Raw genomic sequence first — 13780 nt, 5'->3', positions numbered from 1 at the left:
GTTGACGCCGACGTCTGGCCTCCGTCAACTGGCCACCACAGTGGCAAATATGCAGTCCTGCCATCTACATTGATGAGAGGTCGCCGCGATCGGCTCCAATTTGAATCAAACAGATATTGCCGTGTGCGAAATCAGGGACCGCGCCCAGCGCGTCCGCAAGGACTGCACGCCTCACTCTGCGGCTTCAAGATTGGCGGGTTTGTCGATGTCGCCGAGCGGAGACACCGCAGGGCCGTTCAGCGCGGTGCCATCAGGAGCGAATTGCGAGCCGTGACACGGGCAATCCCAACATTGCTCGAGCGCATTCCAGTGCACGACGCAGCCGAGATGGGTGCAGCTTGCCGAATGCAGATGCAAATGTCCGTTCCGGTCCCGGCATGCCGCGATCTTCTTCAGGCCGCTCCGGACGAGGCGCCCCTCCCCGGGGCGCAGACGTTCGACGCCCGCGATCTCGCTCGCCGTCAGATACTCCGCGAAATTCTTCAGCGGCGTGATGTTCTCGCTGATGAACTCGCCGATGTTTTTCTGAATCTTGCGTGCCGGGGCGTAGACTTCCTCCCACGGGCTCGCCCCGGTCATGACGAGATCTGCAATCAGCATGCCCGCCACCAGCCCGTTCGTGATGCCCTGTCCGGAGTCACCACTGACGATGAAGAGATGCTCCTCGCCGGGGCTACGGCCAATGAAGCCGACGAAATCGCTCGGCTCCAGCACCTGACCTGACCATCGGTGAGTGACCCCGCGCAGCGCCGGCAATCGCTCGCGCGCCCAGCGCTCGAGCGCGGCAAGGCGCTGTGCGCCGTCGTCCGCTTCACCGGATTTGTGATCTTCGCCGCCGATGATGACGAGATCCTCCTCCGCAGAGAGCGGCTGAAGCCTGACATAGTGATAGGGATCGAGCGTGTCCCAATACAGCGCATCCTTGAGCGCGCCGGCCGGGATTTTGGCGGCGAGCGCATAAGTGCGGTAAGGTGCCTGCTTGGTATGGATCGCGACCTGCACATTGACCGGCGAGTTCGTCGCGACGACCACGTCGGCGGCGCGGACCTCGTAGCCCGAGCCGGTCGTCACGATCATGTCGCCACGCGCTTGACGGATGCTTTCAACGCAGGTGTCGGCGTAGAGCTGCGCCCCGCGGCGCTGAAGTGCGCCGGCCAGTCCGGCAAGATATCTGGTCGGGTGCAGGCGCGCCTGGCGGGCAAAGCGCAACGAGCGCACCAGACCTCCAGAATGGAATACGGTCGGCTCGGCGCAATTTTCGACGGGAATCCCGAGCTTGCGACAGCAATCCAATTCTGTATCCAGCTCGGATGCAGGGGTTTCGGGCGCCTGCACCCAGTAGCCGTCGACACGCCGAAAATCACAATCGATGTGCTCATCGCGCTGAATGGCCTCGGCGCGGGCGATTGCGGCTTCGACGCTCTGATAATAGTGCCGCGCACAATCTGGGCCGCGGACCCTGACCAATTCGCCGTAGCCATCGTCGAGCGCCGTCGCCAGATGCGCCGTGGTGCGCGCCGTCATCCCGCTACCAATGCCGCCGCGATCGAGCACCGCGACGGAGCGTCCATGGCAGGCCAGTTCATAAGCCACGGACAGCCCGGCTATTCCAGAGCCGATGATAACGACGTCCACGGCCACGGTGCGCGACAGCGCGGGGGCATCCGCGACCGAAACATCCATCCAGAGCGATCGCGTGTACTCGTCCCGTACGTTCATGACGCTGCTCCTTCGAAAAGAACAACGATGCGGCAGAATGTGGGTTCCTGCCCACCCTGCGCAGCGCAAACGCCATCGAAAGTCCCGGCGCTGATTAGGAACCTTCGTCGCGCTCGCGCTTGAACCGGCATGAAAGATCCATCACCCGGGATGCGCAGGGCATTACGTCATGCCCAACTGTACGGTCACTTGCTCGTCCGAAATGACAGGCTGTATTACCCGGGAGGTAACCATCCCATCTGCTCGGTGCAGCTTGCACGGGAGATGGTCAGGTCAGGATGGATGACAAAGCGAGGCGGCGACTACGAGATCACCCCCGACGGGCAGCTCGCCGCAGAACGCGAACTCAGCCACTGACGCGGGATCGCAGCTCTCGGCGGCGATTCCCGGCGCTTGCGATCGATGCGGATCAGACGCCCAGCACGTCCGCGAGCCGCAGCTCGTCGGCGGCGGGGTCCTTGAGGAACAGCTCGTCCTCGATCTCGGTCAGATGCGAGAGCATCTGCGCGCGCGCAGCCTGCTTGTCGCGATTGCGGATCGCGGCGACGATGCCGGCGTGATGATCGGTGCCGCAGGCGGGCGTGTCGTGGCGGCGGTACAGCAGGATGATGAGCGAGGAGCGCGCGATCATCTCCTTGAGGAAGCCGATATAGATGCTGTGGCCGCTCATCTCGGCGACGAGCTTGTGAAACTCACCGGAAAGCCGAACCGAGGCGCGCGCGTCGCCGCGCAGCTCGGCCTCGCGCTCCTCGGTGAGATGTTGCTGGAGACGATCGAGCCAGGCCGGCGACATCGCGTCGATGGCATGATCGACGATGGTGGGCTCGATCAGGCGCCGCGCCTCGAACACCTCGCGGGCATCGGCGGGCGTGGGGCGCGCGACGAACGCGCCGCGGTTCTTCTCGATGTTGACGATGCCCTCATGTGCAAGTTGCTGCAGCGCGGTGCGGACCAGGGTGCGGCTCGCGCCGTAGATCTCGCCAATCTCGTCCTCGCCGAGCTTCGTGCCCGGCAGCAGGCGATGCTCGAGGATCGCGGCGGTCACGCCCTCCCGGATGCGGCTGACGCGATCGCTCGCGTCTGGCGCGTCGGATTTGGGGCGGGTCTTGGCGGCCATTGGTTCGAGAGTTGGGCTTGAGGGCTCGGTCGACGACGTTCGCTTTCGAATGTTAGTCGACGACCTGTATCCAATCACAGGCGAAACTTTATACAATCTTCGCCTATTTTGTGTGCAAATGACCGTGCAGGCGGCGGGCAGCCCGGATGCACCGGATTCGATCTAACGATCTGACTCCGCTGCACAGTTTTGAGAAATCGGCGGACCGAAGCTGGTTGGCACGGACCTTGCGGAGAGAGGCCGGAAGCACCGCCCCCCCCCGGACACGCCATGGCCACTCCCGCCGCTCTCGAACTGGTCGCCGTCACCAAGCGCTACGACACGACGCTGGCGGTCGACACCGTCAATTTGAAGATCCCGGCCGGCACCTATTGCTGCCTGCTCGGCCCGTCCGGCTGCGGCAAGACCTCGACCCTGCGGATGATCGCGGGCCACGAGGCGGTCAGCGGGGGCGACATCATCCTCGGCGCGCAGAACGTCACCGACCTGCCGCCGGCCGAACGCGGCACCGCGATGATGTTCCAGTCCTACGCGCTGTTTCCGCATCTCAGCGTGATCGACAACGTCGCCTTCGCCCTGAAGATGCGCGGCGTCGACAAGCCGACGCGTCACAAGCGCGCCGGCGAACTGCTCGAGCTGGTCGCGATGAGCCAATATGCGGGCCGTCTCCCGGCACAGCTCTCCGGCGGCCAGCAGCAGCGAGTCGCACTCGCCCGCGCGCTGATCACCGAGCCGCAGATCCTCCTGCTCGACGAGCCCCTCTCCGCGCTCGATCCGTTCCTGCGGGTGAAGATGCGCGGTGAATTGAAGCGGCTGCAGCGCGAGCTCGGCATCAGCTTCATCCAGGTCACCCACGGCCAGGAAGAGGCGATGGCGCTCGCCGACCACATCGTGGTGATGAACCACGGCCGGATCGAGCAGCAGGGCACCGCGCGCGACATCTTCCACCATCCCCGCACCGAATTCGTGGCGCGCTTCATCGGCGGCCACAACGTGCTCAGCGACGCCGGCAATCTGATCGCCGTGCGGGCCGATCAGCTCGGCATCGCGCCGTTCATCGACGGTGCGTTCGGCGCGCCGGCGCGGCTGATCCAGACCGAGTACCAGGGCTCCTACATCGCCGTCTCGCTCACGCTCGACGACGGCACCGCCCTGTTCTCCCACGTTCCCGAAGCCACTTTCGACGTCCACCCGTTCCGTCCGGGCGATCGCGTGCTGGCCACCTGGGATCCCGCCAAGGCGCAACGCCTGCAATAGCGCCGATCGATCACTGGAATGCGCAACAGAGGAGTGACTGACATGAGCGAGACCACCAGGACAAAGGGCGTCAGCCGCCGCACGCTGCTCAAGGGCACCGCCAGTCTGGCCGGCCTTGCCGCCGGCTCCGGCGCCATCACCGGCTTTCCCTATGTGAAGTCGGCCGAGACCAAGGTGCTGCGCTATCTCGGCACCGCCGTGAACGAGGGCGACGACATCTCCAAGCAGTGCCTGAAAGACACCGGCATCAAGATCGAATACATCACCGCGACCACCGACGACGTCACCAAGCGCGTGATGACCCAGCCGAACTCCTTCGACGTGCTGGACACCGAATATTTCTCGCTGAAGAAGATCGTGCCGTCGGGCAACATCCTTGCGCTCGACGCCAGGAAGATCAAACAGTTCGACAACATCACGCCTGTCTTCACCAAGGGCGAGACGCCCGGTGGCAAGAAGATCGGCGGCCAGGGCACCGCGCCCTGGAAGGTCCTCTATCTCGAAGGCAAGGACTCCAAGAAGTTCGCGACGTCGGCGACTGAATTCGTCACGCTGATTCCAACGGTCTACAACGCCGACACGCTGGGCATCCGCCCCGATCTGATCAAGCGTCCGATCAGCTCCTGGTCCGAGCTGCTCAACCCCGAATTCAAGGGCAAGGCCTCGATCCTCAACATCCCCTCGATCGGCATCATGGACGCCGCAATGGTCGTGGAAGCCACCGGCAAGTACAAATATGCCGACAAGGGCAACATGACCAAGGAAGAGATCGATCTCACCATGAAGGTGATGACCGAGGCCAAGAAGGCCGGCCAGTTCCGCGCGTTCTGGAAAGACTTCAACGAGAGCGTCAACCTGATGGCATCAGGCGAAACCGTGATCCAGTCGATGTGGTCGCCGGCAGTCACCAAGGTCCGCTCGATGGGCATTGCCTGCACCTTCCAGCCGCTGAAGGAAGGCTATCGCTCCTGGGCCTCGGGCTTCTGCGTCTCCAAGGGCGTCTCGGGCGCGAAGCTCGAATGGGCCTATGAGTTCGTGAACTGGTTTCTGTCAGGCTATGCCGGCGCCTATCTCAATCGCCAGGGCTACTACTCCGCCGTGCTCTCCACCGCGAAGGCGCATATGGAGCCCTACGAGTGGGCGTACTGGATGGAAGGCAAGCCGGCCGAGAAGGACATCAAGGCACCCGACGGCTCGCTGCTCGAAAAGGCGGGCGCCGTGCGTGACGGCGGCTCCTATGAGGACCGCATGGGCGGCGTCGCCTGCTGGAACGCGGTGATGGACGAGAACGACTACATGGTCCGCAAGTGGAACGAGTTCATCGCAGCGTGATTTGATGGACACGTCAGAGGACATCCTGCAACAGGCATCCCCGGACCTCGTCCGGGGACCCGACACCGCGCGCGCCGCAAAGGCCGCGCGGTTGTCGCCGTCCTTCATCTCCTGGCTCCAGGCCGGGCCGATGATGCTGGTGTTTCTCGCCTTCTTTCTCATTCCGCTGGTCTTCGTCGTCATCGTCTCGTTCTGGGACTACAACGAATACCAGTTGCTGCCGGCGTTCTCCGGCCGCGGTTACACCGACACGTTCGAAGGCTGCATCGCGCAGCTGCCCGATCTCTGCACGATCGGCAAGACTTATGTGAAGACGCTGAAGCTCTGCTTCCTGGTCTGGGCGATCACGCTGTTCATCGGCTTCTGGGTCGCCTATTTCCTCGCCTTCCACGTCAAGTCCAAGACCTGGCAGATGGGATTGTCGCTGCTCTGCACGATCCCGTTCTGGACCTCCAACGTGATCCGCATGATCGCCTGGATCCCGCTGCTCGGGCGCAACGGCCTCGTCAATTCGGGCCTCGTCAAGACCGGCCTGATCAACCACCCGCTGGAATGGCTGCTGTTCTCCGAATTCTCGGTGGTGCTGGCGCTGGTGCACCTCTTCACCTTCTTCATGGTGGTGCCGATCTTCAATTCGATGATCCGCATCGACAAGTCGCTGATCGAGGCCGCCTATGACGCCGGCGCGACCGGATTCCAGACGCTGGTCAACGTCATCATCCCGCTGGCAAAGCCGGGCATCGTCATCGGCTCGATCTTCGTCATCACCATCGTGATGGGCGACTTCATCACCATCGGCGTGATGGGCGGCCAGCAGATCGCAGCTGCCGGCAAGATCATCGAGACGCGGGTCAACGCGCTGCAATTCCCGGCCGCAGCGGCCAACGCCGTGATCCTGCTCGCGATCACCTTCCTGATCATCACCATGATGTCGCGCATCGTGGACATCAAGAAGGAACTCTAGAGCATGAAGGAAGGACGCCCGCGCTCTTTCTACGTGCTCGCGATCTTCTTCGCGGCCTATGTGCTGTTTCTCTATGGGCCGATGATCGCGATCTACGTGCTGTCGTTCCAAGGGCCGCAGGGCGGCCTCACCTTCCCGATGAATGGTGTGTCGACCTTCTGGATCGCAAAATTGTTCCAGGGCACCGGCATCGTCGATCTCGGCGCGGCCTTCCGCCGCTCGCTGCTGCTCGGCATCATCGTGATGATCGTCACCGTCGTGCTGTCGGTCGCCGCCGGCATGGCCTTCCGCAGGAAGTTCAGGGCGCAAAGCATTCTGTTCTATTCGGCGATCGCCAGCCTGATCGTGCCTTCGATCATCACCTCGCTCGGCATCTCCCTTGAATTTCGCATCATCGACGATCTGATCAAGGCGCATTGGAACGAGAATTTCGAGACCTCGATGGGCCTGCTCACATCGGGTCTCGGCGCACACCTGACCTGGACGTTGCCGTTCGGCCTTCTGATCATGTTCGCGATCTTCAACCGCTTCGATCCCCGCCTCGAGGAAGCCGCGCGCGATCTCGGGGCGACGCCGTGGCAGACGTTCCGCCATGTCGTGCTGCCGATCATCCTGCCTTCCGTGATTGGCATCGGCCTGTTCGGCTTCACGCTATCCTGGGACGAACTCGCCCGCTCCAGCCAGGCGATCGGGGCGGTGAATACGCTGCCGCTCGATCTGCAGGGCCTGACCACCACGGTGACGAATCCCGACATCTATGCGCTCGGCACAGTGATCTCGGCTGTCTCGTTCACGGTGATCACGCTTGCGCTCGGCACCATCCACATGCTCAACAAGCGGCAGGCGGCCAAGGGTTCGGACGCCGGCAAAGGCCTTGTCTGAGAAGGGACTTGTCTGCGAAGGGACTCGTCTGATCGAAATGCGACTGCACCTCGTCAATCCCAACACCACTGCTACGATGACGGCGAAGATCGCCGCTGCAGCGCGCAGCGTCGCCCTGCCCGGCACGGTGATCGATGCGCGGCAGCCGACAATGGGCCCGGTCTCGATCGAGGGATTTTACGACGAAGCCTTCGCCGTGCCCGGCATGCTCGGCTGCATCCGCGAGGCCGACCGCGATGGCGCGGAGGCCCACATCATCGCCTGCTTCGACGACACCGGCTTGGATGCCGCCCGCGCCATCGCGAAGGCGCCAGTGATCGGCATTGGAGAGGCCGGCTTCCACATGGCGAGCCTGGTCGCCGCGCGCTTTGCCGTGGTGACCACGCTCGGTGTCTCCATCGTCCCGATCGAGCATAATCTCAAGAAGTACGGCCTCGCCGAACGCTGCACCCGCGTCCGCGCCGCCGAGGTCCCGGTGCTCGCGCTCGAGGAGCGCAACACGGACGCGCTCGCAAAGATCTCCACGGAGATCACGGCCGCGATCCGCGACGACCGGGCGGAAGCCATCGTGCTCGGCTGCGCCGGCATGGCCGATCTCGCCGCTGAGCTTGCCACCACCCACGGCCTGCCCGTGATCGACGGCGTCGCTGCTGCGGTGACGCTGGCGGAATCACTGGTGCGGCTGGGCCTGAAGACTTCCCGCCTCGGGCCCTACGCGGCACCGCGCGCGAAGACCTATTCCGGGCCGTTTGCGCCGTTTCAACCTTGATTCCCGCGCCAGGGCGGAGCCTTGGAAGCCGCAAGACCCGCTGATTCCTGGTTTTTTGGCCCTTAGCCTCTTTTTGGTCCCATTCCTTGCGGAAACGTAACACTTTCGGGACGCCCCGGCGACCTCTGGTTGCCGGTCTTCGCCACTCACCAAGTTTCAATTTGGGTTTTGTCAGCGATGATCGATCTCGCCCAGGACACACCGTCGAACCCCCTGCTTCGCCTTGGCGCCCAGCCCATCGCGCTGACCGCCGCTGCGCTGCTGCTCCTGATCGCGGGGGTGACCTCGATCGCGATCTGGCGGGCCTATACCGGCGCCGCACCTGAAGCTGACCGGGTGGTGGCATCGCGGCAGCTCCAGGCCCGTACGGCCCAGGCCTCCGAGCAGCTGGTCGAGAAGACCAAGGGGCTGGAGGCGACCCAGCAGGAATCGATCGACCAGCTCCAGGTCGTGCAGGACCAGCTCCAGACGATGAAGCGGCTGATGGCGGCGCAGCAGGCCGACACCAAGCGCCTGTCCGAACAGGTCGCCTCGCTGAACGAGTCCATCGACGGCTTGCGGCAATCGTTCGCCAGCGCACGGGCGAGCGAGGTTGAAGCGCCCTCGGTTACCCGCAGGAAACCGGCGCGGCACCGTGTCCACGCCAGTGCGCGCAAGCGCTCGCGCGGCTAACTCCCCACCTCGCCGTGGAACTTTATTTTTGCCACTTGTGAACTGGATCACATTCGGCCGTATGATTCCGCGCGATGGTCGCGCTTACCGGATGGCGTGAGCCGATTTCAATGTCCGGGGCTGGCAAGGTCGTTGACGGTATACTGCGTCAACGGCCTTGTTTTTTTGTGGGACGCTATTCGCAGACGTCCACGCGGCGGATGCGCCAGCCCGCCGGCGTCATGACGCGCTTGCGCGCGACGTAGCAGCCTCCATAGCCGTCGTTGTAGTCGCCGTAGCCGGTACTATAATAGTACGGATTGCCGTAGTAGGGGGAGCCGTAGCCGTAATAACCGCCGTAGTAGCCGGCACCGGCGATGCCCGCTCCGATCGCGACACCTGGCCAGAACCCGCCGCCATGCCAATGGCCGCCATGGCCCCAGCCGCCCCCGCCGTGCCCCCAGCCGCCATGTCCCCCGCCATGTCCGAATCCGCCTGCGTGGACCACCTGCGGCGCCGACAGCCCGACTGCCGCGACGGCCAGCGCCGCCATCATCATCCTGCGTAACATCACTCGATCCTCCGCGTGGACACGCTCCACGCTTCAAAGCGGGATCAAGCTAACGTCACTTGGGCATTCGGGACAGCCACGCTGTCTCACTTCCGCGCGAGGATCAGCAGCCGCGGCAGATGCTCTTGAGCTTCTTGTCGAGCATCCGATTCTCGGCATTGACGGCGGCATCGGCGCCGCCGCCTGTGCCGCTGCCAGTCGTACCGCCGGAGCCCGGGCCGGATGACTGAGCCGTACCCAGGCTGTTGGTGCCGGGCGGTGGAGCCGGCGAGTTGGCGACGCCACCGCTCGATCCAACGGAGCCTCCAGTCGATCCCGCGGCGCCTCTGGTCGATCCGGCCGAACCGCCGCTCGCCTGCGCGAACGCGACGGCCGGCATCGCTGCGAGGGCGAAGATCACCATCATGGTCTTGATCGAGACGGTTGCAGGCGATGCAGCCATGAGAATTCTCCTTTGCCGGTCAACCGCTGCGGCGAAGGCAGGTTCCGGAACAAATGCCGTCACATCAGCTTGAAAGCGAGGAGGCTCAATCACGATGACCGATCGCGATCCTTTTGCAGAAGGCGAACGCGCCGCGCGCGACAACATTCCGGCCGAGGCCAATCCCTACCTCGGCGGCAGCGACGAGCATGCGCTGTGGGCCGCCGGCCACGAGAAGGTCGCAGGCGCGACCGAAGCGCGCGAATCCGAGGGAAGCTGACGTCCCGCTCCGGATCGAGCGCCGATCGCTATGCGGCCGCCACCATATTCTCGGTCCGGTCCTCGACCATGGTCACGAACATGTGGGACTCTTCGCTGGCGCCGCCGATCTGAACCCGCCGTGCGGAGATCACGCGACGCCCGCGCGCGGGATTGTCGATGGTGTCGATGATCGGCGCGAGCTGCTGCTTCTGCGCGAGCAGCTGCTTGTCGCGCCGCTCGATCAGCTCGGCCGCCTCCGGGGAGAACAATTCCCGCGCGGTCTTGCCGATGATCTCGCCGCGCGACATGCCGATCATCTTCTCGGCCGCCTTGTTGACGAAGACGTAGCGCAGATTGCGCGCATCCTTGGCGATGATGCCCTCGGCCACGTTCTCGATGATGGTGGCGAGGAAGCGCTCCATCCGCTCGAGAATGCGCTCGCGCTGACGCTGTTCGGTGACGTCCTCCTGCACGGAAACCCAGCCGCCGCCGTCCATCGGACGCTCGTAGATCTTGATGATGCGGCCGTCGTTCAAGGCGATCTCGTAGGCCGCCGGCTCGCGCCTGGCGATCCGGTCGAGAACGGCCGCGACATATTTCGCGACGTCGCCGCTGAACAGCCCGCTCTTGACCCGGTGCTGGAGGATATCCTCGAGGGTCGATCCAGCCTGGATCGTCTCGGGCAGATTGTAGATCTGCCGGTAGTTCGAGTTCATCGCGACCACGACCGCCTTGCCGTCGAGCATGATCAGTCCCTGCGGCATGCTGTTGATAGCGGCCGAGAGCTGCCACTTCTTGGCCTGGTACTTGTCGTTGAATTGGTCGCGCTCGGTCCTCGCGGCGTCGCGCGCCTGGGCGGTGCCGAGCTCGAGCTCCTCGAGCTCGAAGATGCGCGCGACGGCGTCGCGGAAGTTCTGCACGGCGCGCGCAAGACGTCCGATCTCGTCGTGACGGCCGAGATGCGGCACCTCGCTCTTGACGTCGCCCTGCGCGATCCGGTCGGTCGCCTGCGTGATATCGGCCAGGGCGCCGACGACCGAACTGCGCATGACGACGACGTTGAGCGCCGCCAGCATCAAGGCGGCGAGTCCGAGTGCGAACAGATAGGCAGCCGCATAGCGGTTCTCATTGGCAAGCTCGTCCGCCTCGCGGGCGCGCTGCTGGTAGATGCGCTCGAGCGCCTCGATATCGCTGTTGAGCTTGCTGCGCACGATGCGGTTGGCGTCGTTGTCGCCCCATTCGCGCCCCGCGGCCGGGCTGATCTCGATCCCGCGCCGCACCAGTTCCTGACGGAAGTCGATGAATTGCATGATGCGCTGGCGGAAGCTCGCGAACAGCTCGGCGTCGTCGTTGCCGACGTTCTTCTCCATGCTCTTCACGGCCTCGGCGAGCTCGTGGTTGCGCCGCACCAGCCCGTCCGCGAACGGCTTCATCGCACGACGATCGGCCGACATGTAGATGCCGCGTGATTCCATCACGATGGCATAGATCAGCGCATTGATGCGCCCGACGCCGATCGCCGCCTCGGCGGCGGTGACATGCATGTGGCGATACGTCGTCTGCAAGCGTACGGACTGGACCGACATCACCAGGAGGAAGGTGGTGACAATCGCAAGGAAGGCGGCAATGCTGTAGACCTTCTCGGCGACCGTCAGCGTGTCGGCGCCGCGCGCGAGTCTTACGAACTTCTTCAATAGATTGGTTCCGGCACCGAAGCCGGATCCCAGCGCCGTCGCATCCATGGCGCCGCTCCTCCTGGTTGAAAACGCTCAACAATAAGCGTGATCGCGCTAGCGGAGGATTAAAGTACCGGCCTGTATTTGTACGGTACGGAACCGTGCCACTGGGCGGACCGGCCGCGCAGACTTTCTCAACCGATCCGCTTCAAGCCCTTTTTGAAGCGCGGACCATTGGCGACGTAGAACCTGGCCGCGCCTCCCATTCGCTGCACCTGGGCGTCGTCGAGCGTGCGGATCACGCGCGCCGGTGAGCCGATGATCAGGGAACGTTCGGCAAACTCCTTGCCCTCGGTGATGACGGAACCGGCTCCGACGATGCTGTTGCGGCCGATCTTCGCCCCGTTCATTACGATCGAGCCCATGCCGATCAGCGCGCCCTCCTCGATGGTGCAGCCATGAAGGATGACATTGTGGCCAACCGTGCAGTTCCGGCCGATGTGAAGCGGAAAGCCGAGATCGGTGTGGCAGGTCGAGCCGTCCTGCACATTGGCGCCCTCGCCGATCTCGATCCATTCATTGTCGCCGCGCAGCACCGCGCCGAACCAGACGCTCGCACCCGGCTTCAGGCGCACGCGGCCGATCACGGTGGCGGTCTCGGCGATGAAATAATTGCCGTCGGCGGGAAGGTCGGGCGCCTGCCCGTCGAGTTCGTAGATCGCCATGGAGGTCTCCTGTCGCGTTGACCACTGGCATAGCCAAACGGCAGCCGCGACGCAAAGGCCCCGCGTCGGCAGCGCTCAATGCGCGGGCGTCAGCCCAGAACGCCGGCCGCGCGCAACGTCATCAGGAAGAAGGTGCCGCTCATCATGCTCCAGAAGCCGGCGATGAGGGTCGCCATCATCACGAACTCGGCACGGCGGCTTTCCACGCGCATGCCGCGCAGCGTGTTGCGCATGATGATGAAGGGCGCGGCGAACACCAGGAACGGCACCGCAGCGAAGGTCTTCGGCGCCACGCCGTCCTGCAACAGGCCGAAGCCGGCGGGCCGCCGCGCCAGCGCCTGGTATCCGTTCACGAGCGCGCCCGCGAGCGCGAAGCCAATGCAGATCGAGAAGAAGGTGTTGAAAGCTTCAGGTGTCATCGGAACGGTCCGCCCTTACGCAACGCCGGAGCATTCCTGTGACAAATGGTGCGGGTTAACGCTACATTATCCTTAAGGGAAGGTTAACGCCGCCGTCCCGTCCACGCAGGGCCGTCCCCGCCCCCCGCAGCCGGGATCGCTGCGCGAAATCGGCGCCGCATGGCATATTCGCCGCTGATTCGTCGGCCACCGGCCGACTTCCGGCTCGACCTCGCGCAAGCTCATGACGGTGTTTTCGGCAGTTCCCCATAGGTCCCCCCGCACGCGCACCTGGGCGCATGCCGTCCCGATCGTGCTCGGCGGCATTGCTGCGGTGTGCGCGGTCGCGCTCGTCGCCTATCTGTTGTGGCCGACCTGGGGCACCCGCGGCGCGAACGCCCCGGACAAGCTGCCGGTGAGCGTCGGCGGCACGCTGTTCAACCTGCCGGTGACCGCGATCCGCATGAAGATCCAGCGGCACTCCGGACCGCAGGAGCGTATCGACCTCGACTTCCTCTATCCCTCTCTGGAGCCGCCCGGCACGCCAAAGCACGTCACCGCCGACACGGTGGAAGCGGCGGTGCAATCGATCGACCGCATCTTCCTGTCGATCACAGCCCACCACGATGCGCTCTCGCCCGAGCAGCGAACTGCGACGATCTATCCGCGCTATCTCGACCAGGCAGCAGCGATGCCCGCGGACGGCCTGACGATGCGGATGTTCCGGGCTGACACGCCCTACGGCAGCGAAGATTTTTATTCGGCTGCAAGCCCCGCGCTGACCGCGCGCTGCACCCGCGATGCGTCAACGCCCGGCATGTGCCTGTCCGAGCGCCGCGTCGGCGGCGCCGACCTCACCTTCCGCTTTCCGCGCAGCTGGCTGTCACAGTGGCGCGATGCGGCGGAGGCGATGGACAGGCTGACGGCGCAGTTGCGCGGACCGAAGGGGTAAGCGCGGCCGCGAGATCGGCTTGCAGGCCGGGCTCAACCCCTCGCCGAACAAAATCTCGAAAACAACCCCATGCACAGTAGCCAAG

Annotated in this window: 15 protein-coding genes; 8 read left to right on the top strand and 7 right to left on the bottom strand. The window is 64.3% G+C overall.

Annotation, left to right across the window (positions count from 1 at the left end; translation table 11 throughout):
* Positions 1–171 precede the first annotated feature (171 nt).
* Positions 172–1719: an FAD-dependent oxidoreductase gene (locus XH81_RS14530; protein ID WP_028141144.1), complete on the bottom strand. Its 1548-nt coding sequence runs from the start codon at positions 1717–1719 to the stop codon at positions 172–174.
* Between the two features lie 409 nt (positions 1720–2128).
* Positions 2129–2836, bottom strand: a complete 708-nt coding sequence (locus XH81_RS14525) for a GntR family transcriptional regulator (protein ID WP_028141145.1) — start codon at positions 2834–2836, stop codon at positions 2129–2131.
* Positions 2837–3106: 270 nt separating this feature from the next.
* Here XH81_RS14525 and XH81_RS14520 point away from each other — a divergent pair, with 270 nt between their 5' ends.
* The 6 genes from XH81_RS14520 to XH81_RS14495 all read left to right on the top strand — a co-directional run bounded on the left by XH81_RS14520 (position 3107) and on the right by XH81_RS14495 (position 8712).
* Positions 3107–4093, top strand: coding sequence for an ABC transporter ATP-binding protein (locus XH81_RS14520; RefSeq protein WP_028141146.1), 987 nt, complete (start codon positions 3107–3109; stop codon positions 4091–4093).
* A 42-nt stretch (positions 4094–4135) separates the two neighbouring features.
* Positions 4136–5425 carry an ABC transporter substrate-binding protein gene (locus tag XH81_RS14515; RefSeq protein ID WP_026202682.1) on the top strand — a complete coding sequence of 430 codons (1290 nt, stop codon included), beginning with the start codon at positions 4136–4138 and terminating at the stop codon, positions 5423–5425.
* Between the two features lie 4 nt (positions 5426–5429).
* Positions 5430–6389, top strand: a complete 960-nt coding sequence (locus XH81_RS14510; protein ID WP_028141147.1) for an ABC transporter permease — start codon at positions 5430–5432, stop codon at positions 6387–6389.
* Between the two features lie 3 nt (positions 6390–6392).
* Positions 6393–7271, top strand: a complete 879-nt coding sequence (locus XH81_RS14505; RefSeq protein WP_028141148.1) for an ABC transporter permease — start codon at positions 6393–6395, stop codon at positions 7269–7271.
* A gap of 37 nt (positions 7272–7308) precedes the next feature.
* Positions 7309–8040: an aspartate/glutamate racemase family protein gene (locus XH81_RS14500; RefSeq protein WP_028141149.1), complete on the top strand. Its 732-nt coding sequence runs from the start codon at positions 7309–7311 to the stop codon at positions 8038–8040.
* A gap of 177 nt (positions 8041–8217) precedes the next feature.
* Positions 8218–8712, top strand: coding sequence for a hypothetical protein (locus tag XH81_RS14495; protein ID WP_028141150.1), 495 nt, complete (start codon positions 8218–8220; stop codon positions 8710–8712).
* 175 nt (positions 8713–8887) lie between these two features.
* Here the strand turns inward: XH81_RS14495 and XH81_RS14490 are convergent, their stop codons facing one another.
* On the bottom strand, positions 8888–9262 hold the full coding sequence (locus XH81_RS14490; protein WP_028141151.1) for a hypothetical protein: 375 nt from the start codon (positions 9260–9262) through the stop codon (positions 8888–8890).
* A gap of 103 nt (positions 9263–9365) precedes the next feature.
* Positions 9366–9704 carry a hypothetical protein gene (locus XH81_RS14485; protein WP_038974974.1) on the bottom strand — a complete coding sequence of 113 codons (339 nt, stop codon included), beginning with the start codon at positions 9702–9704 and terminating at the stop codon, positions 9366–9368.
* A gap of 94 nt (positions 9705–9798) precedes the next feature.
* Here XH81_RS14485 and XH81_RS14480 point away from each other — a divergent pair, with 94 nt between their 5' ends.
* Positions 9799–9963 (top strand): hypothetical protein, encoded by a 165-nt coding sequence (locus XH81_RS14480; protein WP_162832279.1) that lies wholly within the window; start codon positions 9799–9801, stop codon positions 9961–9963.
* 28 nt (positions 9964–9991) lie between these two features.
* On the opposite strand, the gene XH81_RS14475 is transcribed toward XH81_RS14480, so the two are convergent.
* The 3 genes from XH81_RS14475 to XH81_RS14465 form a co-directional block, all read right to left on the bottom strand.
* Positions 9992–11686 (bottom strand): PAS-domain containing protein, encoded by a 1695-nt coding sequence (locus XH81_RS14475; RefSeq protein ID WP_028141153.1) that lies wholly within the window; start codon positions 11684–11686, stop codon positions 9992–9994.
* Between the two features lie 128 nt (positions 11687–11814).
* The gene (locus XH81_RS14470; RefSeq protein WP_028141154.1) at positions 11815–12345 is read right to left on the bottom strand and encodes a gamma carbonic anhydrase family protein; all 531 of its coding nucleotides are present in this window, start codon (positions 12343–12345) and stop codon (positions 11815–11817) included.
* Between the two features lie 89 nt (positions 12346–12434).
* Positions 12435–12764, bottom strand: a complete 330-nt coding sequence (locus tag XH81_RS14465; protein WP_028141155.1) for a DUF6949 family protein — start codon at positions 12762–12764, stop codon at positions 12435–12437.
* 223 nt (positions 12765–12987) lie between these two features.
* Here XH81_RS14465 and XH81_RS14460 point away from each other — a divergent pair, with 223 nt between their 5' ends.
* On the top strand, positions 12988–13695 hold the full coding sequence (locus XH81_RS14460) for a hypothetical protein (protein ID WP_028141156.1): 708 nt from the start codon (positions 12988–12990) through the stop codon (positions 13693–13695).
* The last annotated feature ends 85 nt before the right edge of the window (positions 13696–13780 follow it).

The sequence above is a fragment of the Bradyrhizobium sp. CCBAU 25360 genome, from assembly GCF_028128695.1.
GTDB lineage: Bacteria > Pseudomonadota > Alphaproteobacteria > Rhizobiales > Xanthobacteraceae > Bradyrhizobium > Bradyrhizobium ottawaense.
This window is presented reverse-complemented; position numbering and strand designations above follow the sequence as displayed.

Bases quoted from the DNA above. Each gene is read 5' to 3' on its own strand.
- XH81_RS14530 (WP_028141144.1), bottom strand. From the start codon at position 1,719: ATGAACGTACGGGACGAGTACACGCGATCGCTCTGGATGGATGTTTCG.
- XH81_RS14525 (WP_028141145.1), bottom strand. From the start codon at position 2,836: ATGGCCGCCAAGACCCGCCCCAAATCCGACGCGCCAGACGCGAGCGAT.
- XH81_RS14520 (WP_028141146.1), top strand. From the start codon at position 3,107: ATGGCCACTCCCGCCGCTCTCGAACTGGTCGCCGTCACCAAGCGCTAC.
- XH81_RS14515 (WP_026202682.1), top strand. From the start codon at position 4,136: ATGAGCGAGACCACCAGGACAAAGGGCGTCAGCCGCCGCACGCTGCTC.
- XH81_RS14510 (WP_028141147.1), top strand. From the start codon at position 5,430: ATGGACACGTCAGAGGACATCCTGCAACAGGCATCCCCGGACCTCGTC.
- XH81_RS14505 (WP_028141148.1), top strand. From the start codon at position 6,393: ATGAAGGAAGGACGCCCGCGCTCTTTCTACGTGCTCGCGATCTTCTTC.
- XH81_RS14500 (WP_028141149.1), top strand. From the start codon at position 7,309: ATGCGACTGCACCTCGTCAATCCCAACACCACTGCTACGATGACGGCG.
- XH81_RS14495 (WP_028141150.1), top strand. From the start codon at position 8,218: ATGATCGATCTCGCCCAGGACACACCGTCGAACCCCCTGCTTCGCCTT.
- XH81_RS14490 (WP_028141151.1), bottom strand. From the start codon at position 9,262: ATGTTACGCAGGATGATGATGGCGGCGCTGGCCGTCGCGGCAGTCGGG.
- XH81_RS14485 (WP_038974974.1), bottom strand. From the start codon at position 9,704: ATGGCTGCATCGCCTGCAACCGTCTCGATCAAGACCATGATGGTGATC.
- XH81_RS14480 (WP_162832279.1), top strand. From the start codon at position 9,799: ATGACCGATCGCGATCCTTTTGCAGAAGGCGAACGCGCCGCGCGCGAC.
- XH81_RS14475 (WP_028141153.1), bottom strand. From the start codon at position 11,686: ATGGATGCGACGGCGCTGGGATCCGGCTTCGGTGCCGGAACCAATCTA.
- XH81_RS14470 (WP_028141154.1), bottom strand. From the start codon at position 12,345: ATGGCGATCTACGAACTCGACGGGCAGGCGCCCGACCTTCCCGCCGAC.
- XH81_RS14465 (WP_028141155.1), bottom strand. From the start codon at position 12,764: ATGACACCTGAAGCTTTCAACACCTTCTTCTCGATCTGCATTGGCTTC.
- XH81_RS14460 (WP_028141156.1), top strand. From the start codon at position 12,988: ATGACGGTGTTTTCGGCAGTTCCCCATAGGTCCCCCCGCACGCGCACC.